A 23,325-nucleotide genomic window follows, 5' to 3' on the forward strand; every position below is an offset into this window, starting at 1 on the left:
GGCCCAGGAAGACCCATCTGACGGGACGACGCGAAAGCGCCGTCCCGTTGTCGTTTCCGGGGCACGCGCAGCCACGAATAGCGCTGCGAACGGCGCCGTCAGCGGCGTCCACCAACGGCGCCAGGCGCAGCGCCACCAGCGCCACCCGCAGCGCGGGCGTCCGCCTTACCCGACCTGACCCATCGCCGGATCGCTGATCAGATCCTTGCCCGTCTCCATCCGACCGGCAAAGCGCCGCTGGAACGCCGCATACCCCTCGCAAGCAACCGCGAAGTCATACCACTGGCCGCTGTCGCTGACCGGCCACGCAAGCTCGCCGGTCTGTCCAGGTTCGACCGTCGCAGTCCAAGGCCCGTCGCCGCGGTACGCCATCGCCTTGACGGTGAACGTGCAAGCCGTCGCGCCGTTGTTGTGCAGCTTGACCAGCACCTGCGGATCATCACAAGGCACGTAGCACACCTGGATCTCCGGCTGTGCGCCGCCCGCCTGCATCAGATCGCCTGCGAACGCGCGGTGAAAACCGTTCGGGCCCAGCACCCACAGGTCGTACTTGCCCGCGTCGCCTGACACGTCCCACGCGTCGTCCAGCGACTTGCCCGCTTCAACCACATAACGGCGCGGGATGCGGTCCAGATGCAGCTTGTCGTACACATGAAAGACAGCGGCGGTCTTGGCCGAGCTGGCGTTGGCGAACAGCAGCCGGACCCGGTTCTCACGCACGTCCTCGCGGGCGCTGGTGTGCAGTTCATACGGCAACGCACGCGAGGGCCGTGTGCCTTGCGCCTGCGGAGCCAGCGTCTGTTGCGCCGGGATGGCGATGGCCGGTTGCGCTTCCTGCCAGGTCGTCAGGCCGTCGGCGTCCGTCTTGGTGCTGCGGCCGGACCGCGTGGGCAGCGGCGCGCTGTTGGGCGACACGAAGTTCAGCGTGGACGTGAGGTCGCCGCACACGGCGCGGCGGAACGCGCTGATGTTGGGTTCCATGACGCCGAAGCGCTGTTCAAGAAAGCGCAACGCCGAGGTGTGGTCGAACACCTGCGAATTGACCCAGCCGCCACGGCTCCACGGCGAGATCACCCACATCGGCACGCGCATGCCGGGACCGTAGGGTTTGCCATCGGCGGTCAACTGCTTGGGCGTGGCGGGCGTGTAGGTGTTGTACTCGAAGGCCATCTCGGCGTCCGTCAGCGTGGACTTGCCCGCCAGCGTGCCGTCGTCGTTGCGGGACGGCGCGCTGGGTGTGGGCATGTGGTCGAAGAAGCCGTCGTTCTCGTCGTACGTGACCAGGAACACGGTCTTGCTCCAGACCTCGGGCGACTGCGTCAGCGCGTCCAGCGCGGCCTGGATGTACCACGCACCCTTTGCGGGGCTCGAGGGGCCGGGATGCTCGCTATACGCCGCCGGCGGGATGATCCACGACACCTCGGGCAGCGTGCCGTTCATCACGTCGTCGCGCAGGCTTTGCAGCAGACCGCCGTCCGGCATGGTGTTGCCAAAGCCCTTGGCAAATGGGCTGAACTGGTCGTCGATGGCCGGGTTGTACGCGGGACCGCCCTGGTTCGTGACCTGACGGTCCGCCGGCATCTTTTCGATCTCGGCGCGCCAGTGGCGAAAGCTCATCATCTCGTTGCAGCCGAAGTTGTCGGGGATGTTCTGGTAGACCTTCCAGCTCACGCCGGCCTGCTGCAGGCGGTCGGCGTACGTCGTCCAGGTCCAGCCCTCGGTCGAAGGCCCCACGTCGGCGCCGTCGTTCATCTCGTTCATCACGACCGACACGTTGTCGCCGCTGGGACCGTTGGTGCCCGTCCAGAAAAAGAGGCGGTTGGGAATCGTGCCTGCGTGCATGGCGCAGTGGTAGCTGTCGCACAGCGTGAAGGCGTCGGCCAGCGCGCGGTGGAACGGCACTTCTGCGGTCTCGTAGTAGCCCATCGACAACGGCTGCTTGGCGCTGGGCCAGCGGTTCATGCGGCCGTGGTCCCAGGCGGCCTGACAGTTGGGCCACGAGTGCGGCGTGCTGCCCGCGCGCTGCGCGTTGCCCAGCCGCGCGTCCAGGTGATAAGGCAGTTCCAGCGTGCCGTCGCTGCGCGTTTGATGGAATACCGACTTGCCGTTGGCGAGCGGAATGGGGAAGCGGTCGCCGAAGCCGCGCACGCCCGGGAAGGTGCCGAAGTAGCCGTCGAATGAGCGGTTTTCCAGCATCAGCATCACGACGTGCTTGACGTCCTGGATGGTGCCGGTGGGGCTGTCGGCTTCAATCGCGAGGGCGCGGCGGATGCTGGGCGGAAACATCGACAACGCGCTCATCGCCGCGGTGGCGCCGAGCGTGGTCGTGAAGAACTTTCTCTTGGAGGCGTCGATCGTCATTGGCTGTTCTGTCTGGAGTTTGCAGGAAACGGCAGCACTGCCGGCATCATGGCGCACAATGCGCCGCGCAGGTAGCCGGGGCGGGCGTCGTGGGCGTGGTGGGCGTCGTGGTAGGGGGCGGCGGCGCCGGTTCGTCCGTGTCGTCGTCGCCGCTGCAGGCGGCAAGCGTGAACACCAGCGAAAGCGCACAGCAGGCCGCGAGGCCGCGTCTGGCAATGACCAGCAAGGGGGAAGTGGTTTGCATGAGTCCGTGTGCGTGGATGGGCGGACGGCCCGCGCTGGCCGTGGCGCCGTCACACAGGACGAGTGTCGGGCGGAAGCTGCGGGCCACGAATGCGCCCGGCAGTGTGTCCGGACGACAGCCAATGAGTATTGGCACGCCGGATGTCGACGAATTGACAGGGGCCTGACGCGAAGCTGTCAGGCGGCACTTTTTTGAAACGCCATGCTAGATGCGTGTCCAGGTGAAATCGAATTCAACGCGGGACTTTCGCATGGGTTAAACGCGCGCGATGCGCGCTACTTCCAGAACGGTTTGCTGCGCGCGAGGTCGTCGAAGGCCTGCTGCGCTTCGACGACCAACTCTTCCAGGCGTGCGCTGATCCAGCCCAGCGCGAACCAGGCTTGCGGATGCGTCTCCGTACACGACTGGTAGTAGTCCTTTGCCATCGCCAGGTCGTTGATTTCACCCAGCACGTCCTGCACGCGGGACAGCAGCTTGCGATAGCCGCGCAGCTTGCTGGCGGGCAGAAGCGATTCAGCGAACGACAGGCCATAGCGCAGGCGCTTGCCGCGCTTGCGCAGATCGTGGCGGGCGGGGATGTCCAGGGCTGCGAAATGCGTGCCCTGGTCGGCCACCTTGTCGTGCCAGCGGTGCAGGCGGCGGGCGAGCAGCTTGTGCAGGTGCTGCGGCTCGGGTTCCGGCGTCAGCATCGGGATGATGGTGGGCTTGACGATGGGACCGGCCACACCGCCTTCCAGCCGGATGGCGGGCTCGGGCGCGGCGTCGCTGGGCGTGCCGTTGGCAATCGTCTGGCTGTCCGTGTCGGGTTGCACGGGCGGCACGTCGAGCGACCATTCCAGCAGCGTGAGCAACCATGCCTGGAAGGCCTGGCCGCCCGCGATGGTCTGCGCGTCTTCGTCGGGCGGCGCGGCTTCCATGGGGATCACGGGCATGCCGGCGCGCAGCAGCGCGGGGGCGACGGTCTCGTTCAGCACGTCCTGATCGCGGTTGGCGCCGAACGCTGCGAAGTGCGTGCGCACCCCCTGCAGCAGCGCGTCGGGCACCGGGGCGATCCAGCCGTCGAAGAGCTTCCAGGCCGACCGCAGCCGGCGCACGCCGACGCGCAGTTGATGCACGTGTTCGGAGTTGCCGGCGCGGTAGACGCCTTCGGTGTCGACCTCGGCCAGCACCGCCGCATTGCGGCAGATCTGGTCCAGGCATTCGGCCGCGATCGCGCCCATGGCCTGCGGCGGCGTCATGTCGTCGCGCAGCTTCACGGACGACGCGCCGCGCGGGGACCAGAACTGGGCGATGGCCTGCGCGCGGCGCGCTTCGTGGTCATCGCCGGCAGCAGCGTCGACCTCGGCCAGGCGATTCGCCAACTGGGCCAGCGCGTCGCCGCGTTCGGATTTGCTGCGGGGGTCCAGGATCAGCGCATGACGCTGTTGCCAGCCGCGCGCCGCCGCGAAGATGGCGGCGGGACGGCCCGACACCAGTTCGAATTCCAGTTCAGAGATCGGCAATTCCAGCGCGCCGGCGCGCAGGATGCCGGTGTCGTAGGCCAGCTCCACCGTGCCGAAGCGCGTGCGGATCTTGCGCAAGAGGCGCTGCACGTCGGTTTCGTAGCGCAGGCCGAGTTCGCCCTTGATGGCGGACAGCGGGCCCTCGACGTCGGTGCCGGCATAGACGGACAGGTCGAGCACGGGACCGGGCCGCGGGTGGTTCATCTCGATGCGCGAGATCGCATCGGCGCCGGGCATCTTCAGCGTCTGCACCCAATCGGAGCCTTCCTGCCGCAGCCGGATGGCGATGCGCGCCCGCGCAAGCTCGCGTTCCGGCGTGTCGAAATACATGGCATGCAAGCGAATGCGCGTGGCCTCGCGTTGCTTGACTTCACGCAGCACGGCCTGGCGTGAAGCCGTGGGCACGTGCAGTTTCAATTCCTGTTCCGACATGGCAGCGGGTGTCCAACGGCAAAAGCCAAGATGTTAATCAAGGCGGGGGTGCGTTTTGATGACCGTTCATATTTTGTTCACATTGAGCATAGACGTGATCGCGGCGCAAAAACAAGGCGGCCCATCAAGGGCGACGAGGCGCTTTTGCGTTGCTGGCGAACAGAAAGGAAAGTGCGGATGTAGTCACCGGAACGCGCTCGCTCAAAGAAAACGCCGCCCCATGTGGGGCGGCGAAGGGAGCGCGAGTCAGGGGAACCGACAGGCGTAAAGCGGTGCGGCGGCGCTACAGGATGCGTTTGCGCGCCTGGGTGATGATGACTTCGGCCAGCACGACAACTACGAAGATCGCGGCCAGCACCAGCGCGACGCGGTCCCACTGGAACAGGTTCAGCGCGGTATCCAGCGCCATGCCGATGCCGCCGGCGCCGACCAGTCCCAGCACCGCGGATTCGCGCACGTTGATGTCCCAGCGCAGCAGCACGATGGACCAGAACGCGGGGCGGATCTGCGGCCAGTAGGCGTACCAGATTACCGAGGCCTTGCTTGCGCCGGTGGCCGTGACGGCTTCGATGGGGCCGCGCTGGGCTTCCTCGATGGCTTCGCCAACCAGCTTGCCGACAAAGCCGATCGAGCGGAAGGCGATGGCCAGCGTGCCGGCCAGGGCGCCCGGTCCGAAGATGGCGATGAACAGCAGCGCCCACACCAGCGAGTTGACCGAACGGCTGGACACCAGGATCAGGCGGGCCAGCATGTTGATGGTCTTGCTGGGCGTGAGGTTGTTGGCCGCCAGCAGACCCACCGGCACCGCCATGAACACCGAAAGAATGGTGCCCAAGGTGGCGATGTGCAGCGTTTCGATCAGGGCCGCGTGTACGCCATCCGGGTAGTAGGCCCAGTCGATCGGCCACATCCGGCGGAAGAGGTCGGCCATCTGTTCCGGTGCGTCATACAGGAACTCGGGGATGACCTCCACGCCGCGGATCGCTTGCACAACCGCCGCCACGAGCAGCAGGTACAGCGCAAAGCGCAGCAGGCGCTGGCCCATGCTGTAGCGCTGCCAGACACGCGGCTGGCCGGCGGGGTTCAAGGGGGAGACGTGGGCGTTCATTCTTCCACCTCCGCCTTGCGCGCGGCCGTCGGCTTGCTGTTGCCCAGACCGCGGGCGCCAGCGAAGCGGCTTTGCAGGATGCGGTCAAAGCCCAGGTTGTCCAGGAACACCGCCCGCACGAAGCCGGCCAGGATTTCACCCAGCATGATGATCGCGATCAGGGTCAGCAGGATGGCGCTGACGAAGTCGTAATCGAAGCGCTGGAAGGCCGAGAACAACGTGCCGCCCACGCCGCCCGCGCCCACGATCCCCACCATGGTGGAGTTGCGCAGGTTGGAGTCGAACTGATAGGTGGCAAAGCCGATGAAACGCGCGAACACCTGCGGCAGCACGCCGAACACGATGACGTTTGAGAACGACGCGCCGGTCGCGCGAACCGCTTCGACCTGCTTGAGCGAGATTTCCTCGATGGCTTCGGTGAAAAGCTTGCCGATGAAGCCGATCGACGCGACGGTCAGCGCCAGGATGCCGGCCAGCGCGCCAAAGCCCACGGCCTTGACGAACAGGATGGCGACGATGACCGGGTGCAGCGCGCGGCACAGCGCGACGATCGAACGCGCGGGCCACGAAATCCAGGCGGGCATCAGGTTGCGCGCGCCCAGGAGGCCCACGGGCAGGGCAAGGAAGATGCCCAGCATCGACGCCAGGACCGCGATTTCAAGACTTTCGGCGATGCCCTTCCACAAGGTGGCGGGCTTTTCGAAATTGGGCGGGAACATGCGCGCCAGGAACGTCGACGCATGGCCCATGCCGGCTTCGAAGCGCGACCAGCTGAAGTCCAGCTGCGCGGCGGCATAGACGGTGTAGAGCACCAGCAGCAGCACGCCTGCCTTGGCGCGCCCCGACATGGCGAAGGGGCGGATGCCGGCCCGGGGTTGCGTCATTCCAGCCAAGACTCGCCTCCGTAGATGGTCTTGAGCATGGTCGCGTCCAGGCCCTGGCCGTCGCCGTCGTAGACTACGTGGCCGCCTGACATGCCCACGATGCGCGTGGCATAGCGGCGCGCCAGTTCGACGTCGTGGATGTTGACGATGACGGGGATGCCCGAGGCGCTGCCCTGCGCGGACAGCAGTTCCATGATTTCGACGGAGGTCTTGGGATCCAGCGACGACGTCGGCTCGTCGGCCAGCAGCACCTGCGGGCGCTGCATCAGCGCGCGGGCAATGCCCACGCGCTGGCGCTGGCCGCCCGACAGCGCATCGGCGCGCTGGTCGGCAAACCCGGCCAGGCCCACGGTGTCGAGCAGCTTGTAGGCGTGCTCGATGTCCTCGGGCTCGAAGCGGCGCATCCAGGCCTTCATGGCCGAGGTGTACCCCAGCCGGCCGGTCAGCAGGTTTTCCATCACGGTCAGGCGTTCGACCAGGTTGTATTCCTGGAACACCATGCCGATGCGGCGGCGCGCGCGGCGCAGCGACGCGCCGCGCACTTGCGCCAGGTCCACGGTGCCGTCCTGGGACTGCAGGATGATCTCGCCCTTGGTGGGTTCGATCAGCCGGTTGATGCAGCGCAGGAGAGTGCTTTTGCCGGTGCCCGAAGGACCGATGATGGCGGTGAGCCCCTGACCGGCGATCTGCAGGTCAATGCCGTTCAGTACCGGCCGGCCGGCCCGGTATTCCTTGACCAGGCCGGAAATGCGTAGCGACGTCGTCATGCTGGATTACTTCTTGCTCTTTGCGGATTCGCGGTCGTAGGCCGCGCGGTTGAAGCTTTCGCCACCGGATTCAGCGACCTGGCGGACGATGGCCCAGTCCTTCTCGTACGTCACCGGGTAGAAGCGGTCGGCGTTGTCGAAGGCCTTGGACATTTCCGGCGGGAAGCGGTAGTCGTAGAAGCACTTGAGCATCTGGTCGCGGAACTTCGGTTCCAGGTCATGCGCGTAGGCGAACGACGAGGTCGGGAATTTTTCGCTGGTGTAGATGATGCGGAAATCGGCTTCCTTGACCTGGCCGCGTTCGACCATGCGCTTGAAGACATCCGATGCCACGGCGGCGGCGTCGTAGTCGCCGGAGTTCACGCCCATGACCGACTGGTCGTGCTTGCCGGAGAAGATGACCTTGTAGTCTTTGTCGGGCGTCAGGCCTTCCTTCGGGAACAGGGCGACGGGCGCCATGTGGCCGGAGTTCGACGAGGGCGCGGTGTGCGCGAGCTTCTTGCCCTTCAGGTCGGTCAGCTTCTGGTAGGGGCTGTCCTTCTTGACGATGACGATCAGGTTGTAGCCCTGGAAGCCGTCGGCATAGCCCTTCACGGCAAACGGCACGGCGCCGGCAATGTTCACGGCAAAGGCGGTGGGCCCGGTCGAGAAGCCGCCGACGTGCAGGCGGCCCGAGCGCATGGCTTCGATTTCAGCCGCGTTGCTCTGCACCTGATAGAACACGACGCGCTTGCCCGTGCATTCGGACAGGTGCTTGGTGAAGGGCTTGAAGATGTCTTCGTACACGGCCGGATCTTCGACCGGCGTGTAGGTGAACACCAGCGTGGAAGGCGTCTTGAGCTTGGACGCGTCGGTGGGGGTGTCGGCCACCAGGTCCTTGTTCGAGTCGCAATACATCTGGTCAAGATCGCCGCGGTTCGAGCAGGTGTCGGCGGCCTGGGCGGCGGAAGCTCCAAAAGCGAATGCGGCCAGCGCGGCCGCCTGCATAAGACGCAAGGCTTGCATCGTGTGTCTCCTCGTGTAGGTATGAATTGAATCTTTGCTGAATTCAAACACACAACGGGGGACGGCACACTCGGGAAAGTCCCTGCCTTTCTTTTCGTCTTTTGTTCGTTTTGTTCGCTTTGTGTTCGTTATTGCGCGAAAACGCGCTCAGCCGCGAAAGCCCAGCTTGCGGGAGATTTCCTGGGCGCACGCGATGAGCGGACGCGCGATCGCGCCGTCCCACGACACGTCGAACAGACCGGTGGGACCCAGGCTGGTCAGCGCCAGCACGATGCTGCCCGTGTTGTCGAACACCGGCACCGACAGCGCGTCCACGCCCGGCAGCGGATTGCCCAGCGCGCGGGCCATGCCGTGCACGCGGATGTCGGCCAGTTGCGCCTCGATGTTGGCGCGGGAGGCCTTGCGGGGCGGCGGCACGCTGGCGATGACGGCGGTGTCGCCTTCTTCGCGCGCGATGTAGTGCTCGCTGACCTTGGGCGGCAGCCACGCCGCAAACACCAGGCCGGTGGCGGTGTGCAGCATGGACATCACGGTGCCCTTGCGCATGTTCACGTGGACCGGATAGCTGGCTTCGGTCATATGGATCATGGTGGGGCCGTGCGAGCCCAGCACCGCGATGCCCAGCGTGTGGCCGATGTCGGACTGCAGCTTGGCGATTTCCGGCATGGCGACACGCACCGGATCCAGGCGCTGCAGGCTGACCAGCCCCATCTGCAGGGCGAAGGGACCCAGCTCGTACTGGCCGGTGACGGCGTCCTGCTGCACCAGTCCGACGCGGATGAAGCTCACGAGGTACGGGTGCGCCTTGGCGGACGTCATGCCCGCGCCGGCCGCCAGGTCGCGCAGCGTCAGGGGCTTGCCCGCGTCGACCAGCGCGGCCAGCAGCGGCACGCCGACCTCGATGGACTGGATGCTGCGGCGGCCGTCGTTGGCGGCGGGCGCCGCGGTCTTGGAAGTTGCCACGGTGTGCTGACCTTAAGCCGTTAGGCCGGCTGGACTTGGGAGGACTGACGGGCGGCAAGCAGCCGGTCGGCCATTTCGACGAAGCCGCCGCCGCCATGAAAGGCGGCGACAAACGCGGGGCGATGCGTCAGGCGGTGCAACTGGGCCTGGATGTTGGCCACACCGACCGAGATCGGGAAGTAGGCAAACATCGGCTCGTCGTTGGGCGAATCGCCAATGAACAGCGCGCTGTCCAGGGCGCCGGCCACGTCCATTCCGAACTCGCGCTGGAACATCGTGCGCGTCATGGTGAGCTTGTCGTAGTCGCCAAACCAGCCGTTGACGTGGATGGAGCTGACCTTGGCCTGCGCGCCCGCTTCCTGAAAGATCTGGACGATGCGGCTGATGGCGGCGTCGGGCAGGGCGGGTACGTCTTCGCAGAAATCGATGGCCAGGTCCGCCACGCGGTAGTCCTGGTCGCTGGCGACGGCGCTGCCCGGCACCTCGGCCAGAACGCGGTCGCGGATGGCGTCCAGCCGCTTGCGGCTTTCCTGGCGCGAGGCGGCGTCGGTCCAGTAGTGCGTGGTCATGCGGCGGGCCTGGCGGTCGTAGGCGTAATAGAACGCGCCGTTCTCGCCGACCACGGCGCGCACCGGCCACATGCGGGCGATGTGGTCGCACCAGCCGGCCGGGCGGCCGGTGATCGGCACGACCTGGATGCCGGCCTGTTCCAGGCGTTCAAGTGCGGCGTACGCGTCGGCCGGCAGGCGGCCTTCGGTGGTCAGCGTGTCGTCGATGTCGGTCAAGACGACGCGGACGGCTGCCGCGACGTTCAAAGGCATGGCCGCAAGGGCTTGCATGAGGTTTTTCCTTCGTTTTTCTGGGGGATCTCCGGGCGAAAGTTTAACCGGATGCCCCTGTCCGGACGGGGCGGCAAGACGCCAATAGGGGTTCGGCCCGCGAGGGCGGTAAAATCCGGGCTTTCCCGCCTGGTTTACGTGTCACGCCATGTCCGTCCAGTTGTCCTCCTTGTCCGGCTCCGAGCCGGAATCCTTCGGCATCGCTTCGGTTGCCGAGATCATCGCCGAGCTGCGCGCCGGCCGCATCGTCATTCTGGTTGATGAAGAAGACCGCGAAAACGAGGGCGACCTCGTCATGGCCGCCGAATTCGTCACGCCCGAAGCCATCAACTTCATGGTTACCCACGGCCGCGGCCTGGTGTGCCTGACGCTGACCGAAGAACGCTGCCGCCAGCTTGAGCTGCCGATGATGGCCGCTCGCAACGGCACCCGTTACGGCACCAATTTCACGCAGTCCATCGAAGCCGCCGAAGGCGTCGAGACCGGCATTTCGGCCGCCGACCGCGCCCGCACCATCCAGGTGGCCGTGGCGCGCGACGCCAAGCCGGCCGATCTGGTCCAGCCCGGCCACATCTTCCCGGTGCGCGCGGTGCCCGGCGGCGTGCTGGTGCGCGCCGGCCACACCGAGGCCGGCTGCGACCTGACCGCCATGGCGGGCCTGACGCCCGCCGCCGTCATCTGCGAAATCCTCAAACCCGATGGCACGATGGCCCGCCTGCCGGACCTGGTGGAATTCGCCCGCCAGCACGACCTGAAGATCGGCACCATCGCCGACCTGATCCAATACCGCAGCGAGCACGAGTCCATCGTCAAGCGCGTGGGCAAGCGCACCATGCAGACGGCCTGGGGCACGTTCGAGGCCGTGGCCTACGAAGACGCCGCCACCGGCTCCGCCCATTTGGCGTTGGTGCATGGTAATGTGACTCCCGACGCCGAGACGCTGGTGCGCGTGCACGAGCCCGCGTCCGTGCTGGATGTGCTGGATACCGGCGCCAGCCCGCATAGCTGGGGCGTGGCCCAGGCGCTCGAGGCCATCGCCGCCGCCCCGGCCGGCGTGCTGGTGCTGATGAACTGCCAGTCTTCCACGGAACATCTGTTTGGCCAGATTGCAGGTTGGAACGACCCGAAGGCGCAGGCCAATCCTGCGAACGCCGACCGCTTCGGTCTGCGCACCTACGGGATCGGCGCCCAGATTCTGCGCGACCTGAACGTGGGGCAAATGAGGCTCCTCGCCCGGCCGCGCAAGATGCCCAGCATGGCGGGCTTCTCGCTCACCATTACGGGTTACGATTGCGACCCGCAGAACACTCCCGCAACACACTGAAGGCCGACACATGAACCCTTACATCCTTACCCCCGACCTGAACGGCGAAGGGCTGCACATCGGCATCGTACGCGCCCGCTTCAATGAAGAAATCGGCCAGGCCGAACTCGAAGCGTGCCTGAAGGAACTGGCCGAACTGGGCGTGGACGAGCGCGACGTCATGGTCGCCACCGTGCCCGGCGCCCTGGAACTGGGCGTGGCCCTGTCCCACATGGCCGAAACGTTCGAGTTCGACGCCCTGATCGCGCTGGGCGCGGTCATCCGCGGCGAAACCTATCACTTTGAAGTGGTCAGCAATGAAATGGCCACGGCAATCACCCGTATCTCCCTCGAAACCGGCGTCCCCGTCGCGAACGGCGTGCTGACCGTCGACACCGACGAGCAGGCGCAGGCCCGCGCCGCCGGCAAGGGCCGCGACTGCGCCCAGGTGGCCGTCGAAATGGCCAATCTGGTGGCAGCGCTGGAACCCGAGGAAGAAGACGAAGACGAAGACGACGAGGACGAAGATTTTGACGACGAAGAAGACGACGACCAGCGCTGATAGCGCGGCGCAGGCCCGCGCCAACGCGCGCAGCGCGCGCCGCCGTGCGCGCGAATTCGCGCTGCAGGGCGTGTACGCGTGGCTGCTGCGCGGCGGCGAAGGCACGCAGGACGCCGGCGAGATCGACGCCCATCTGCGCGACACCGAGGACTTCTCCGAGGCCGACGCGCAGTGGTTCAAGACCTTGCTGCACGGCGTGCTGCGCGAGGCGCCCACCCTGCGCGAACGCTTCACGCCCTACGTCGACCGCCCGCTGGCCGAGTTGTCGCCCGTTGAGCATGGCATCCTGCTGATCGGCAGCTTCGAACTGATTCATCACGTCGAAGTCCCGTACAAGGTCGCCATCAACGAGGCCGTGGAACTTGCCAAGTCGTTTGGCGGCACCGACGGCTTCAAGTTCGTCAACGGCGTGCTCGACAAGCTGGCCGCCGACGTTCGCGCGCACGAAGTCCAGGCCGCGGCGCAACAACGCCGATAGGGGGGGCGGAGTCCCCCCCCCCCCCGCAGCGCTTCGCGCTTCCCCCCAGGGGGCGCCGCTGCGGACCGGCGGAGCCCGGATCCGCGCGGCCCCGCTGCGGGGCACCCGTTAGAAGTCGACGGCGATTCTTGAACGCCGCTTAGGAGGCGCGGTGGCGTCTGAATTTGATCTGATTGCGCGCTACTTCACGCGTGCCGCGCCGGCCGACCTGTTAGGTGTTGGCGACGACTGCGCGCTGTTTCCTGTTCCGCCCGGTGAACAGGTGGCCACCAGCACGGATCTGCTGCTGGAAGGCCGGCATTTCTTTCCCGATGTTGATCCCAAAGCGCTGGGCCACAAGGCTCTGGCGGTGAATCTGTCTGATCTCGCCGCCATGGGCGCGCGGCCGATTGGCTGCGTGCTGGGGCTGGCGTTGCCCCACCTCCATGAACCTTGGTTGGCCGCCTTTGCTGAAGGCTTCCATGCGCTTGCGGCAGCCCACGGCTGTCCGCTTATTGGTGGCGACACCACGCGCAGCGCGCACGATCTTGCTATCAGTGTGACGGTGTTTGGCGCGGTGCCGGCCGGGCAGGCGCTGCGCCGCGATGGGGCGCAGGCGGGCGACGATATCTGGGTGTCTGGCGAACTGGGTGCGGCCGACGTGGCCTACCGGCTTCTGGATGGGCAGTACCCGGCCGATGCCACTCTCCTGGCCGCCACGCGCGCCGCGCTGGAGTGGCCCGAGCCGCAAGTGGCGCTGGGCCTTGCGCTGCGCGGCATCGCGAATGCAGCCATCGACCTGTCCGACGGGCTGGTGCAGGATTTGGGCCACATTCTGGCCGCCAGCCGCGCGGGTGCCTGCCTGCGGTTTGCGGACCTGCCGATGGCGCCCGCGCTGACCGGTCTGGATGCCGCGCCGCTGCGCCGAGCCCTGCTGGGCGGCGGCGATGTCTATCATCTGTGTTTCACCGCGCCGCCAGCCCGGCGCGAAGCCGTGCTGGCGGCCGCCGCGTCTGCCGGCGCCCGCGTGACCCGCGTGGGCGAGATCCTGCCGCAGCCCGGCGTGGCCGTCCTTGATGCGCAAGGGCAGCCGCTGGCGGACCTGCCCGCCGGCTTCGATCACTTTCCCGCGGACTGATTCGCGGCCTCTTGTCGTTCTGACCCAACTCCCATGTCTTCCACTGATAAGCACTCCACCTCCATGCGCGATCGCAGCCGGGCCGAGTACCCGGCCGTGTCCTGGGTCTGCCGTGATCCCGGCCGGCTGATCGCGTTCGGCTTTGGCAGCGGACTGATCCGACCTGCCTCCGGGACTTGGGGCACGCTGTTTGCTTGGGGCATCTGGGTGGCGGCGGCGCCTGCGGCGTCGGACCTGGCCATCGGCGTGTTCCTGGCCCTGGCATTTCTGTACGGATGCTGGGCCTGCCATCGCGTCGGCCGAGAACTCCAGCAGCCGGATCATGTCGGAATGGTCTGGGATGAGATGGTGGCGTTCTGGCTGGTGCTGTGGCTGACGCCGGCCGGTTGGTTGTCGCAGGCGCTGGCGTTCGTGCTGTTCCGCACGTTCGACATCGTCAAGCCGCCACCCATCAAGTTCTTCGACGCCCATATCAAGGGTGGCTTCGGAGTCATGTGGGACGATATCGTGGCTGCCGGCTACGCCTTGCTGGTGATGGCGCTGGTGGCCCGCACAGGAGTCTTGGGATGAACGATCAGCTTGAAGGCGCGCGGACCAATCTGTCGGCCGCGCAGTTGTCGGAAGCGACGATACTCGGCCTGTCCGAACGATTGGGCGACGTGCTGCGGCAGCAGGGGTGGATGCTGGGCACCGCCGAATCCTGCACCGGTGGCCTGTTGGCCGGCGCTATTACCGCGGTGGCCGGTTCCAGCGAATGGTTCGAGCGCGGCTTCGTCACTTACAGCAACGACGCCAAGGTTACCGAACTGGAGGTGTCGCCTGAAACGCTGCATCACTTTGGCGCGGTCAGCGAACCCATCGCGCTGGAAATGGCCAACGGCGTGCTGCTGGCCGTGCCCAATGCGCACATCGCCATGTCGACCACCGGCATCGCCGGTCCGGGCGGCGCCACGCCGGGCAAACCGGTGGGCATGGTGTGCTTCGGCTTTGCCATGCGGGTGGGCGACGGCATCAGCAGCCGCGCGGTGACGCATGTGTTCCAGGGCGACCGGGGGCAGGTGCGCCAGGCGGCGGTGGAGTTCGCGCTGCGGGCGGTGCTGGAATTTGCCGGCGTGCCGATCAACCGGCGCTGAAATCCCGCGCCGGTTTTACCGGCGCAGAATCCTGGCGCTAAAAAGCCAGCGCAGAAATTTCCGGCGCTGAAATGAAAAAAGCCGCTGCACCGTGCTTTTACGCACCGTGCAGCGGCTTTTGCCGCTTCTGACGAATCAGCGGACCGCGTTGATCGCGTCGCGCAGGCCCTTGGCGGCTTCAGCGGAGGCCTCGCGCCAATCGTCGCCGCCGCTGGCGTAGATGATGGCGCGCGACGAGTTGATCATCATGCCGTTGCGCGCCGCGTTGGCGCCGGCGTTCACGGTGGCGGTGATGTCGCCGCCCTGTGCGCCGATGCCCGGGACCAGCAGGGGCAGGGCGTCGCCGATGCGCTGACGCACGGCGGCCAGTTCATTCGGGAACGTCGCGCCCACCACCAGGCCGCATTGTCCGTTGGCATTCCATTTGTCGGCCACCAGGCCCGCGACGTGCAGGTACAGCGGCTCGCCATTGTCCATCTTCAGGAATTGCAGGTCCGAGCCGCCGGGATTGGACGTGCGGCACAGGACGATCACACCGCGATCGCGCCACGCCAGGTAGGGTTCCACCGAATCCAGGCCCATGTACGGGCTGACTGTGAGCGCATGCGCCTGGTAGCGCTCGTAGGCTTCGCGGGCGTAGTTTTCGGCGGTGGAGCCGATGTCGCCGCGCTTGGCGTCCAGCACGATGGGCAGGTCGGGGTGCTTGTCGCGGATGTGCTGGCACAGCGCTTCGAGCTGATCTTCGGCGCGGTGCGCGGCAAAGTACGCGATCTGCGGCTTGAAGCTGCAGGCATACGGCGCGGTAGCGTCGACGATGTCGCGGCAGAACTGGAAGATGGCGTCCGGCTTGTCCTGCAATTCGCGCGGGAAGCGCTGCGGGTCGGGATCCAGCCCGACTTGCAGGAGCGAGTTGCTGGTGGTCCAGGCGTGTTCAAGTTTTTGCAGGAAATTCATGGGATTCAGTGCAGTTTGACCCGCGGGCGCGTACGCCGCATCAGCAGGCGGGCCAGGGCGAGGGAGACGGTACGCGAGGCGCCCAGCACCGCGCGGTGGTGCATCAGGTGCAGGCTCATGTACATCAGGCGCGCCAGTGTACCGCTTACGAACAGTCCCCGTCCGGCCAGCTTGCCCATCAGGCTGCCCACGCCGGCGTCCTGGCCCAGCGACACCAGCGACCCGTGGTCCTGGTAGACGTAAGGCTCGGTGGGCTCGGGGTTGTTGCGCAGCCGGGCCGTCAGTTTCTTGGCCAGGTAGTCAGCCTGCTGGTGCGCGGCCTGCGCGCGGGCCGGCACGGTGCGGCCGTCGCGCCAGGGCGCCGCGCAGCAATCGCCCAGCGCCACGATGTGCGGGTCGGGCGTTTCGAGCCGCTCGTTGACTTCGATCTGCCCCAGCTTGTTCAGCGGCAGTCCCAGGTCGGCCAAGAGCGCCGGACCCTTGATGCCCGCGGCCCACATGCACAATTGCGCCGGAAATTCGCGGCCGTCGGCCGTGCGCACGGTGTTGTCCGTTACCTCGGACACACGGCAGGAGGTCTCGACGCGGATGCCCAGTTCGGTCAGGCGTTTGGTCGCCGCGACCGAAATCTTTTCGGGCAGCGCGGACAGGATGCGCGGCGCGCCTTCGACCAGCGTGATCGCCAGATCGCGATCCGCGCGGAAGTTCGGCAGGCCATAGGCGCTGACGACGTGGCTGGCTTCGGTCAGTTCCACCGCCAGTTCCACGCCGGTGGCGCCGCCGCCGACGATCACCAGGTCCAGGCGCGCGGACGGATTGCGCACCTTGGCCTGGTCCACCAGCGCCATGGCCTTGAGCATGGTCAGGCGGAATTGCTCGGCGTTTTCGGTGGTGTCCAGCGTGACCGCATGTTCAGCCGCGCCGGGCGTGTTGAAGAAGTTGGACGTGCTGCCCAGCGCCAGCACCAGCGTGTCGTACGCCAGTTCGCGGCGCGGCAGGACTTCCTGGCCTTGCGCGTCGTTGACGGCGTCCACCGTGATCAACCGGCGTTCGCGGTCGATGCTTTCAAGGCGGCCCTGGGTGAACGAGAAGCCGTCCAGGTGAGCCAGCATCAGGTACGAAAGGCCTTCCTGGTGGATGTCCAGCGTGCCCGCCGCCGCTTCATGCAGCGAAGGCTTCCAGATATGGAAGGGGCGGCTGTCGACCAGAGTGATGTGTTCGCGGCCGTGTGTACGGCCCAGTTTGGCGGCCAGTTCGAGGCCGCCTGCGCCACCGCCGACGATGACGATGCGCTTGGAGGGTGCTGACGTCGATTGAGGCATCATGGCTCCCAGTATAAATAGAGTCGCATCCCCGTCGCGGTGCGAACCCGTGTCAATGCATGACGAAACGGCTGATGGCCACCCCCACCCAGACCGTTCCGGCGAATATAAGCAGCAGCATCACCGCCGCGCTGCCCAGGTCCTTGGCCCGCCCCAGAAGGGGATGGCGTTCGACGGACAGCGCATCGGCAAGCGCTTCGATGGCGGAATTGAGCAGTTCCGCCGCCAGCACCATGACCACCACGCCCACCAGGAAGAACACTTCGACCGTGGTGCGGCCCAGAAAGAACGCCGCCGGAATCATCAGCACGGCCAGGGCCAGTTCCTGCCGGAAGGCCGCCTCGTATTTGACGGCCGCCTTCAGGCCCTGCCAGGAATAGCGCAGCGCATTGAGGATGCGGCGCGCGCCGCCGGTGCTCTTGAAGGGCGAGTGTTGCGGATCGTGGGTCATGGAATCGGAAGAAAGCCGTGGTGGCGGCTTTTTAACAGATAAGGGTTGCCCGCGTGGCACACCGCGTGCCTATGGGCAAACCCTAATTGTGACCCAACGGCAGCAGGCGCAGGATTCTGGTCAATTGGTAAGGCCACTTTACCGTTTCGTCCTGTCATCGAGCTGTCTTCCTCATGCCGATTCAGACTATCGAACCTCGCCGCCTGTATCGCCAGATCGCCGATCAGCTTCGCCTGCTGATCGAGGCCGGCGAGTTTCCGGCTGGTGCGCGGCTGCCGCCCGAGCGCGACCTGGCGCTGAAGCTGGGCGTGTCGCGGCCGTCGGTGCGTGAGGCGCTGATTGCGCTGGAGGTCGAAGGCTGGGTGGAGGTGCGCATGGGTTCGGGCGTGTACGTGCAAAGCCCGGGCGTCGCACCGCGCGCCAGCCTCACCGCCGAAAGCCCCCTTGAAACCATCCGCGCCCGCCGCACCATCGAAAGCGAGCTGGCCGCGCAGGCCGCACTGAATCCGGTGCCCGCGCTGGTGGAGGGCCTGCGCGAAGCCGTCGACGCCATGGAAGACGAGGCACGGGCCGGCAGCGTGCCCATCCGCGGCGACCGGCTGTTTCACCTGCGCGTGGCCGAAATGGCCAACAACGCCGTGCTGGTGCGTGTCGTGGGCGAACTCTTCGACGAACGCCACAACCCGCTTTCCGTGAAGCTGGGCGATTACTTCGAGAATTCCGACAGCTGGGCCGTCGCCATCACCGAACACCGCCGCGTCATCGACGCCATCGCGGCCGGTGACGAACAGGGCGCGCGGGCCGCCATGCGTGACCATCTTTCCTGCTCGTACGACCGCCTGATGGCCAGCTGGCCCGGCGCGGCCGAAGCGTTGCGCGCTGAATAGCAATGGCTGCCGGCGCCCTTTATGGGCGCCGATGGCAGATCGCAGTCGCAGTACGAAGGTGCAGCTCCAGTAGGTGAACTCCATATGTAAAACATGACGCGTGGCCGCCGAGCCCGCCACCTCAAAGAGAGGAGACAACATGAAGCCGAGCAACGCTATCAAAGTGCTGTTTGCCGCCGTCGCGCTAGCCGTCAGCGGCTCTGCACTGGCGCAGACGAAACTGAAGTGGGCGCACGTGTACGAGACTTCCGAACCGTTCCATACCTCGTCGGTGTGGGCCGCCCAGGAAATCGAGAAGCGCACCAACGGCCGCTATCACATCGATGTCTATCCGGCCTCGCAACTGGGCAAGGAAAACGACATCAACCAGGGCCTGACGCTCGGGACGGTGGATATGATCATTTCCGGGTCCAGCTTCGCGGCCAAGAGTTTTCCGCGTATCGGCGTCACCTACTACCCCTACACGTTCCGCAGCCCCGAGCACCTGATCGCCTACACCAAGAGCGACATCTACAAGGAGCTCACGCGCGGCTACGACGAAAAGAGCGGCAACCACATCGTCGCGACCACGTATTACGGCACGCGCCAGACGACGTCCAACAAGCCGTTCACCAAGTGCAGCGAGATGAAGGGCCTGAAGATCCGCGTGCCGGACGTGGCCGCGTACCTGGCCATGCCGCGTGCCTGTGGCGCCAACACCGCGCCCATTGCGTTTGCCGAGGTTTACCTGGCCCTGCAGAACGGCACGGTCGAGGCGCAGGAAAATCCCCTGACCACGATCGAGGCCAAGAAGTTCTACGAGGTGCAGAAGAACATCATCCTCACGGGCCACATCGTCGATCACCTGAACACGGTGATCTCCGGCAAGCTCTGGAAGAGCCTGTCGGACGAGGACAAGAAGATCTTTGCGGAAGTCGCGCAGCAGGCCGCGGAAAAGGCGTCGGCCGAGGTGGCGGCGTCCGAGAAAAAGATGGTCGACGTGTTCAAGCAGCGTGGCCTGACGGTGGCCGAGGTCAATATCGACGACTTCCGCAATACCGTGCTGGAGAAGGTGCCGTTCAAGCAGTACGGCTACGAGAAGTCGGACTGGGAAAAAATCCAGGCGGTGAAGTGAACCAAGGCGGGCGGGCCGTTGCCGCGGCCCGCTGCGCCTGAATGCTGCGCCTGAATGCATCGCTTCCGGCAATCGCCTGACGCGATAGCTTGACCGATCCCGCACGAGGGGAATTCCATGCACTCCAACGCGAAGGCCGCGCCGATGGCGGCCGTCAGCCATCCTCCGGAACAGCCGCCCGGCCCGCATCACGTCTCCTCGGTGGACGAGATCGTCCAGAGTTTCGAGGAAGCCGATCATCACGACGTCAGCCTGGCCGGCTACCAGCCGGAAGACTGGATCTGTCTGGCGATGTTCTGGGCGATGGCGCTTTTGGTCTTCCTGCAGTTCTTCTCGCGCTACGTGCTGAACGATTCGTACGCCTGGACCGAGGAGCTGGCGGTGTACTGCCTGATCGGCGTGGTGTTTCTGGGATCGGCGATGTGCGTGCGCGCGTGCCGCCACATCCAGGTGGACTTTCTTTACCGTTACCTGCCCAAGCCCGCCGGCCGCGTGCTGTCCACGCTGATCGACATCCTGCGCACGGCCTTTTTCGGCTACGCCGTGTGGCTGACGTACCGCTACATCGTGCTGGTGGGCGACGAGCCCATGACCACGCTGTTCTGGAACAAGGCCTTCGTGTACTGGGTGGCGCTGGCCGGGTTCGCCATGATGTTCCTGCGATCGTTGCAGGTGTCTTGGCAGAACTGGCGGCAGGGCTATTCGATCCTGGAGAATCCCGCGGCCTATGAGTCGCTGGATTGAATTGCTGCACTGAATCGCTGGACAGAACCTCCCCCAATCCGCAGTGCCTTGCCAGGAGCGACACATGGGCACCCTGATAGGAAGCTTTCTGCTGTTGATGATCATGGGACTGCCGGTGGCGGTGTCCATGGCAGGCGCGTCCCTGCTGTTCATCCTGATCTCCGGCAGCGTGCCGGACGTCGTCATTGCCCAACGCATGATCGCGGGCGTCGAGTCGTTTCCGCTGCTGGCCGTGCCGTTCTTCATCCTGGCCGGCAACCTGATGAACATCGCCGGCATCACGGGCCGCATCTACAACTTCGCGGTGGCGCTGGTCGGCTGGATGCGTGGCGGGCTGGGGCAGGTGAACATCATCGGCTCGGTGGTGTTTGCGGGCATGTCGGGCACCGCCATCGCCGACGCTGCGGGCCTGGGCACCATCGAGATCAAGGCCATGAAGGACCACGGCTACCAGACCGAGTTCGCGGTCGGGGTGACGGCCGCGTCGGCCACGCTGGGTCCCATCATTCCGCCGTCGCTGCCGTTCGTCATCTACGGCATGATGGCCAACGTGTCGATCGGGTCGCTGTTCCTGGCAGGCCTGATCCCCGGCCTGGTGCTGACCATCCTGATGATGCTCACCGTCGCCTACTACGCGCGCCGCAACAACTGGGGCGGCGACGTGGCGTTCAACTGGAAGCGGCTGGGCGGCGCGGGGCTGGAAGTGCTGATCGTGCTGGCGTTTCCGCTGTCGATCTGGCTGATGACGCTGGCGGGTGTGTCGCCCAACATCGCCACCGGCATCTCGTTCGCAGCCCTGCTGCTGCTGGACTGGAAGTTCAACTTCTCGGCGGTCATGGCACTGATGGCGCCGGTGATCCTGATCGGCGGCATGACGCTGGGCTGGTTCACGCCCACGGAAGCCGCGGTGGCCGCCGTGATCTGGGCGCTGTTCCTGGGGCTGGTGCGCTATCGCTCCATGACGTTCAAGACGCTGGCCAAGGCCTCGTTCGACACCATCGAGACCACCGCGTCCGTCCTGTTCATCGTGACGGCCGCGTCGGTGTTTGCGTGGCTGCTGACCACGACGCAGGCCGCGCAGGCGTTGACGGACGCGATCCTGAGCGTGACGCAGAACAAGTGGGTGTTCCTGCTGATGGCGAACATTCTGATCCTGATCGTCGGGTGCTTCATCGACACCATTGCGGCCATCACCATCCTCGTGCCGATCCTGCTGCCCATCGTGCTGAAACTGGGCATCGATCCGATCCACTTCGGGCTGATCATGACGCTGAACCTGATGATCGGCCTGCTGCATCCGCCCATGGGCATGGTGCTGTTCGTGCTGGCGCGGGTGGCCAAGCTGTCGGTCGAGCGCACCACGATGGCCATCCTGCCGTGGCTGGTGCCGCTGTTCGTGGCCCTGATCGCCATCACCTACGTCCCCCAGATCACCCTGTGGCTGCCCACCGCGATGGGCATGGCCGGCAAATAAGGAACCGCGAACATGTCAGGAAGACTGCAAGGCAAGACCGCCATCGTCACCGCCGCCGGGCAGGGTATTGGGCGCGCCGTGGCAATGGCCTACGCGAATGAGGGCGCCGACGTGCTGGCCGTGGACCTGAACGGGGCCGCGCTGGAAACCCTTTCCGGCTGCCGCACGCAGGTGCTGGACGTGACCGACGCCCGCGCGGTGCGCGCGCTGGCGCAGGACGCGGGGGCGGTCGATGTGCTGTTCAACGGCGCTGGCTTCGTGCACGCCGGCACCATTCTGGACTGCGACGAAGACGCCTGGGATTTTTCGTTCAACCTGAACGTGCGCTCGATGTATCTGCTGATCCGCGCCTGCCTGCCGGCGATGTTGGCGCGTGGCTCGGGGTCCATCGTCAACATGGCGTCGGTGGCCGGCAGCATCAAGGGCGCGCCCAACCGCTGCGCCTACGGCGCCACCAAGGCAGCCGTCATCGGCCTGACCAAGGCGGTCGCCGCCGACTACGTGGGCCAGGGCATCCGCTGCAACGCGATCTGCCCGGGCACCGTCGAGTCGCCGTCCTTGCGCCAGCGCATCGACGCGCAGGCGCTGGCCAGCGGCCAGCCTGTCGCGGCGGTCGAGGCCGCCTTCACCGCGCGCCAGCCGATGGGCCGCATCGGACGCGCCGAAGAGATCGCCGCGCTGGCGGTGTATCTTGCCAGCGACGAATCCGCCTTCACTACCGGCACCGCGCAAGTGATTGACGGCGGCTGGTCCAACTGACTTCTCTTTTTCCAGCAACAAGGAAACCGCTATGAAACTGATGCGATATGGCGCCAAGGGCGCAGAAAAGCCCGCGCTGATCGACGCCCAGGGCCAGGTCCGCGACCTGTCGTCCGTCATTGCCGACATCACCGCCCAGACGCTCGTGCCCGCCAAGCTGGCGGAACTGCGCGCGCTGGATCCGGCATCGCTGCCCCTGGTGTCGCAACCGGGCCGCGTGGCACCGCCGTGGAGCGGCATGGGCAAGTTCATCTGCATCGGCCTGAACTACGCGGACCACGCCGCCGAGTCCGGACTGCCGGTGCCGGCCGAACCCGTCATCTTCATGAAGACGACATCGGCCGTGGTGGGCTGCAACGATGCGGTCGTGCTGCCGCAGGATTCGGTCAAGTCGGACTGGGAGGTCGAGCTGGGTGTGGTGATCGGCGAGAAGGCCCGCTATGTCAGCGAGGCCGACGCCATGAAGCACGTGGCCGGCTACTGCGTGGTCAACGACGTGTCCGAGCGCGAATACCAGATCGAACGCGGCGGCACCTGGGACAAGGGCAAGGGCTGCGACACGTTCGGCCCCATCGGCCCCTGGCTGGCGACGGCCGATGAAATCCCGAATCCGCAGGACCTGGAGATGTGGCTGGAGGTCAACGGCAAGCGCTACCAGAACGGCAGTACCCGCACCATGGTGTTCGGCGTCGCGCAGCTGGTGTCGTACGTCAGCCGCTTCATGACGCTGTATCCCGGAGACCTCATCAGCACCGGCACGCCGCCCGGCGTGGGCATGGGCCAGAAGCCCGCGCCCGTCTACCTGAAGGCGGGCGACGAGATGAAACTGGGCATCGCCGGCCTGGGTGAACAGCGCCAGCGCGTCCACGCCTGGGATCCCGCGCTGATCGACGGCTGATCCGCTTCGCCCTCTTGCCTTCCG

At 66.1% G+C, this 23,325-nt stretch carries 24 protein-coding genes; 12 read left to right on the plus strand and 12 right to left on the minus strand.

Annotation, left to right across the window (positions count from 1 at the left end; translation table 11 throughout):
- Positions 1 to 165: 165 nt before the first annotated feature.
- The 9 genes from MHZ91_RS01255 to MHZ91_RS01295 form a co-directional block, all read right to left on the minus strand.
- Positions 166 to 2,361: a phosphocholine-specific phospholipase C gene (locus MHZ91_RS01255; protein WP_239211712.1), complete on the minus strand. Its 2,196-nt coding sequence runs from the start codon at positions 2,359 to 2,361 to the stop codon at positions 166 to 168.
- A gap of 46 nt (positions 2,362 to 2,407) precedes the next feature.
- Positions 2,408 to 2,605 carry a hypothetical protein gene (locus MHZ91_RS01260; RefSeq protein WP_239211715.1) on the minus strand — a complete coding sequence of 66 codons (198 nt, stop codon included), beginning with the start codon at positions 2,603 to 2,605 and terminating at the stop codon, positions 2,408 to 2,410.
- Positions 2,606 to 2,880: 275 nt separating this feature from the next.
- Positions 2,881 to 4,539 carry a CYTH and CHAD domain-containing protein gene (locus MHZ91_RS01265; RefSeq protein ID WP_239211717.1) on the minus strand — a complete coding sequence of 553 codons (1,659 nt, stop codon included), beginning with the start codon at positions 4,537 to 4,539 and terminating at the stop codon, positions 2,881 to 2,883.
- Positions 4,540 to 4,822: 283 nt separating this feature from the next.
- Entirely contained in the window at positions 4,823 to 5,647 is an 825-nt protein-coding gene (gene phnE / locus MHZ91_RS01270; protein ID WP_175122559.1) for a phosphonate ABC transporter, permease protein PhnE, read from the minus strand.
- Positions 5,644 to 6,531, minus strand: a complete 888-nt coding sequence (phnE, locus tag MHZ91_RS01275; protein ID WP_239211719.1) for a phosphonate ABC transporter, permease protein PhnE — start codon at positions 6,529 to 6,531, stop codon at positions 5,644 to 5,646. The genes phnE (MHZ91_RS01270) and phnE (MHZ91_RS01275) overlap by 4 nt, the downstream gene beginning before the upstream one ends.
- Positions 6,528 to 7,298: a phosphonate ABC transporter ATP-binding protein gene (gene phnC, locus MHZ91_RS01280; RefSeq protein WP_175122561.1), complete on the minus strand. Its 771-nt coding sequence runs from the start codon at positions 7,296 to 7,298 to the stop codon at positions 6,528 to 6,530. The genes phnE (MHZ91_RS01275) and phnC overlap by 4 nt, the downstream gene beginning before the upstream one ends.
- A gap of 6 nt (positions 7,299 to 7,304) precedes the next feature.
- Positions 7,305 to 8,303: a phosphate/phosphite/phosphonate ABC transporter substrate-binding protein gene (phnD, locus tag MHZ91_RS01285; RefSeq protein WP_056558855.1), complete on the minus strand. Its 999-nt coding sequence runs from the start codon at positions 8,301 to 8,303 to the stop codon at positions 7,305 to 7,307.
- 147 nt (positions 8,304 to 8,450) lie between these two features.
- Complete coding sequence (locus tag MHZ91_RS01290) at positions 8,451 to 9,266, minus strand: IclR family transcriptional regulator (RefSeq protein WP_105240545.1); 816 nt, start codon at positions 9,264 to 9,266, stop codon at positions 8,451 to 8,453.
- Positions 9,267 to 9,286: 20 nt separating this feature from the next.
- Entirely contained in the window at positions 9,287 to 10,105 is an 819-nt protein-coding gene (locus tag MHZ91_RS01295) for an HAD-IIB family hydrolase (RefSeq protein ID WP_239211721.1), read from the minus strand.
- A gap of 148 nt (positions 10,106 to 10,253) precedes the next feature.
- Between MHZ91_RS01295 and ribBA the strand changes: the two genes are divergently transcribed.
- The 6 genes from ribBA (at position 10,254) to MHZ91_RS01325 (ending at position 14,698) form a co-directional block, all read left to right on the plus strand.
- Positions 10,254 to 11,429, plus strand: a complete 1,176-nt coding sequence (ribBA, locus tag MHZ91_RS01300) for a bifunctional 3,4-dihydroxy-2-butanone-4-phosphate synthase/GTP cyclohydrolase II (RefSeq protein WP_175137536.1) — start codon at positions 10,254 to 10,256, stop codon at positions 11,427 to 11,429.
- Between the two features lie 10 nt (positions 11,430 to 11,439).
- Complete coding sequence (ribH, locus tag MHZ91_RS01305; RefSeq protein WP_175122564.1) at positions 11,440 to 11,970, plus strand: 6,7-dimethyl-8-ribityllumazine synthase; 531 nt, start codon at positions 11,440 to 11,442, stop codon at positions 11,968 to 11,970.
- Entirely contained in the window at positions 11,939 to 12,448 is a 510-nt protein-coding gene (gene nusB / locus MHZ91_RS01310) for a transcription antitermination factor NusB (RefSeq protein ID WP_175122565.1), read from the plus strand. Before ribH ends, nusB begins: the two co-directional genes overlap by 32 nt.
- A 151-nt stretch (positions 12,449 to 12,599) precedes the next feature.
- Positions 12,600 to 13,565 (plus strand): thiamine-phosphate kinase, encoded by a 966-nt coding sequence (gene thiL / locus MHZ91_RS01315; protein ID WP_239211753.1) that lies wholly within the window; start codon positions 12,600 to 12,602, stop codon positions 13,563 to 13,565.
- A gap of 63 nt (positions 13,566 to 13,628) precedes the next feature.
- Entirely contained in the window at positions 13,629 to 14,135 is a 507-nt protein-coding gene (locus MHZ91_RS01320; RefSeq protein ID WP_239211970.1) for a phosphatidylglycerophosphatase A, read from the plus strand.
- Positions 14,132 to 14,698, plus strand: coding sequence for a CinA family protein (locus MHZ91_RS01325; RefSeq protein WP_218342909.1), 567 nt, complete (start codon positions 14,132 to 14,134; stop codon positions 14,696 to 14,698). The genes MHZ91_RS01320 and MHZ91_RS01325 overlap by 4 nt, the downstream gene beginning before the upstream one ends.
- Before the next feature lie 135 nt (positions 14,699 to 14,833).
- Here MHZ91_RS01325 and pyrF read toward each other — a convergent pair whose 3' ends face one another.
- From pyrF to MHZ91_RS01340, 3 genes are read right to left on the minus strand one after another with little or no spacing between them, the layout of a single operon-like run.
- A complete protein-coding gene (pyrF, locus tag MHZ91_RS01330) occupies positions 14,834 to 15,652 on the minus strand; it encodes an orotidine-5'-phosphate decarboxylase (RefSeq protein WP_175122568.1) in 819 nt (272 codons plus the stop codon).
- Between the two features lie 5 nt (positions 15,653 to 15,657).
- Positions 15,658 to 16,977 carry an NAD(P)/FAD-dependent oxidoreductase gene (locus tag MHZ91_RS01335; RefSeq protein ID WP_175137539.1) on the minus strand — a complete coding sequence of 440 codons (1,320 nt, stop codon included), beginning with the start codon at positions 16,975 to 16,977 and terminating at the stop codon, positions 15,658 to 15,660.
- A gap of 49 nt (positions 16,978 to 17,026) precedes the next feature.
- Positions 17,027 to 17,425 (minus strand): diacylglycerol kinase, encoded by a 399-nt coding sequence (locus tag MHZ91_RS01340; RefSeq protein ID WP_056325453.1) that lies wholly within the window; start codon positions 17,423 to 17,425, stop codon positions 17,027 to 17,029.
- 173 nt (positions 17,426 to 17,598) lie between these two features.
- On the opposite strand from MHZ91_RS01340, the gene MHZ91_RS01345 reads away from it, so the two are divergent.
- The 6 genes from MHZ91_RS01345 to MHZ91_RS01370 all read left to right on the plus strand — a co-directional run bounded on the left by MHZ91_RS01345 (position 17,599) and on the right by MHZ91_RS01370 (position 23,301).
- Positions 17,599 to 18,312 (plus strand): FadR/GntR family transcriptional regulator, encoded by a 714-nt coding sequence (locus MHZ91_RS01345; protein ID WP_175122570.1) that lies wholly within the window; start codon positions 17,599 to 17,601, stop codon positions 18,310 to 18,312.
- A 139-nt stretch (positions 18,313 to 18,451) separates the two neighbouring features.
- Entirely contained in the window at positions 18,452 to 19,426 is a 975-nt protein-coding gene (locus MHZ91_RS01350; RefSeq protein ID WP_175122571.1) for a sialic acid TRAP transporter substrate-binding protein SiaP, read from the plus strand.
- Positions 19,427 to 19,543: 117 nt separating this feature from the next.
- On the plus strand, positions 19,544 to 20,170 hold the full coding sequence (locus MHZ91_RS01355; protein ID WP_175184633.1) for a TRAP transporter small permease: 627 nt from the start codon (positions 19,544 to 19,546) through the stop codon (positions 20,168 to 20,170).
- 64 nt (positions 20,171 to 20,234) lie between these two features.
- A complete protein-coding gene (locus tag MHZ91_RS01360; RefSeq protein WP_175122573.1) occupies positions 20,235 to 21,644 on the plus strand; it encodes a TRAP transporter large permease in 1,410 nt (469 codons plus the stop codon).
- 12 nt (positions 21,645 to 21,656) lie between these two features.
- Positions 21,657 to 22,403 (plus strand): SDR family oxidoreductase, encoded by a 747-nt coding sequence (locus tag MHZ91_RS01365; RefSeq protein WP_175122574.1) that lies wholly within the window; start codon positions 21,657 to 21,659, stop codon positions 22,401 to 22,403.
- A gap of 31 nt (positions 22,404 to 22,434) precedes the next feature.
- A complete protein-coding gene (locus tag MHZ91_RS01370; RefSeq protein WP_175122575.1) occupies positions 22,435 to 23,301 on the plus strand; it encodes a fumarylacetoacetate hydrolase family protein in 867 nt (288 codons plus the stop codon).
- Positions 23,302 to 23,325: the final 24 nt, after the last annotated feature.

The organism is Achromobacter sp. ACRQX, from assembly GCF_022346505.1.
Lineage (GTDB): Bacteria > Pseudomonadota > Gammaproteobacteria > Burkholderiales > Burkholderiaceae_B > Achromobacter > Achromobacter animicus.

Coding starts and splice junctions, on each gene's coding strand:
- phnC (WP_175122561.1), bottom strand. CDS start 7,298: ATGACGACGTCGCTACGCATTTCCGGCCTGGTCAAGGAATACCGGGCC.
- MHZ91_RS01265 (WP_239211717.1), bottom strand. CDS start 4,539: ATGTCGGAACAGGAATTGAAACTGCACGTGCCCACGGCTTCACGCCAG.
- MHZ91_RS01355 (WP_175184633.1), top strand. CDS start 19,544: ATGCACTCCAACGCGAAGGCCGCGCCGATGGCGGCCGTCAGCCATCCT.
- MHZ91_RS01320 (WP_239211970.1), top strand. CDS start 13,629: ATGCGCGATCGCAGCCGGGCCGAGTACCCGGCCGTGTCCTGGGTCTGC.
- MHZ91_RS01360 (WP_175122573.1), top strand. CDS start 20,235: ATGGGCACCCTGATAGGAAGCTTTCTGCTGTTGATGATCATGGGACTG.
- MHZ91_RS01370 (WP_175122575.1), top strand. CDS start 22,435: ATGAAACTGATGCGATATGGCGCCAAGGGCGCAGAAAAGCCCGCGCTG.
- MHZ91_RS01325 (WP_218342909.1), top strand. CDS start 14,132: ATGAACGATCAGCTTGAAGGCGCGCGGACCAATCTGTCGGCCGCGCAG.
- MHZ91_RS01335 (WP_175137539.1), bottom strand. CDS start 16,977: ATGATGCCTCAATCGACGTCAGCACCCTCCAAGCGCATCGTCATCGTC.
- MHZ91_RS01340 (WP_056325453.1), bottom strand. CDS start 17,425: ATGACCCACGATCCGCAACACTCGCCCTTCAAGAGCACCGGCGGCGCG.
- MHZ91_RS01295 (WP_239211721.1), bottom strand. CDS start 10,105: ATGCAAGCCCTTGCGGCCATGCCTTTGAACGTCGCGGCAGCCGTCCGC.
- MHZ91_RS01365 (WP_175122574.1), top strand. CDS start 21,657: ATGTCAGGAAGACTGCAAGGCAAGACCGCCATCGTCACCGCCGCCGGG.
- ribH (WP_175122564.1), top strand. CDS start 11,440: ATGAACCCTTACATCCTTACCCCCGACCTGAACGGCGAAGGGCTGCAC.
- MHZ91_RS01345 (WP_175122570.1), top strand. CDS start 17,599: ATGCCGATTCAGACTATCGAACCTCGCCGCCTGTATCGCCAGATCGCC.
- phnE (WP_175122559.1), bottom strand. CDS start 5,647: ATGAACGCCCACGTCTCCCCCTTGAACCCCGCCGGCCAGCCGCGTGTC.
- phnE (WP_239211719.1), bottom strand. CDS start 6,531: ATGACGCAACCCCGGGCCGGCATCCGCCCCTTCGCCATGTCGGGGCGC.
- MHZ91_RS01260 (WP_239211715.1), bottom strand. CDS start 2,605: ATGCAAACCACTTCCCCCTTGCTGGTCATTGCCAGACGCGGCCTCGCG.
- ribBA (WP_175137536.1), top strand. CDS start 10,254: ATGTCCGTCCAGTTGTCCTCCTTGTCCGGCTCCGAGCCGGAATCCTTC.
- MHZ91_RS01255 (WP_239211712.1), bottom strand. CDS start 2,361: ATGACGATCGACGCCTCCAAGAGAAAGTTCTTCACGACCACGCTCGGC.
- MHZ91_RS01350 (WP_175122571.1), top strand. CDS start 18,452: ATGAAGCCGAGCAACGCTATCAAAGTGCTGTTTGCCGCCGTCGCGCTA.
- phnD (WP_056558855.1), bottom strand. CDS start 8,303: ATGCAAGCCTTGCGTCTTATGCAGGCGGCCGCGCTGGCCGCATTCGCT.
- pyrF (WP_175122568.1), bottom strand. CDS start 15,652: ATGAATTTCCTGCAAAAACTTGAACACGCCTGGACCACCAGCAACTCG.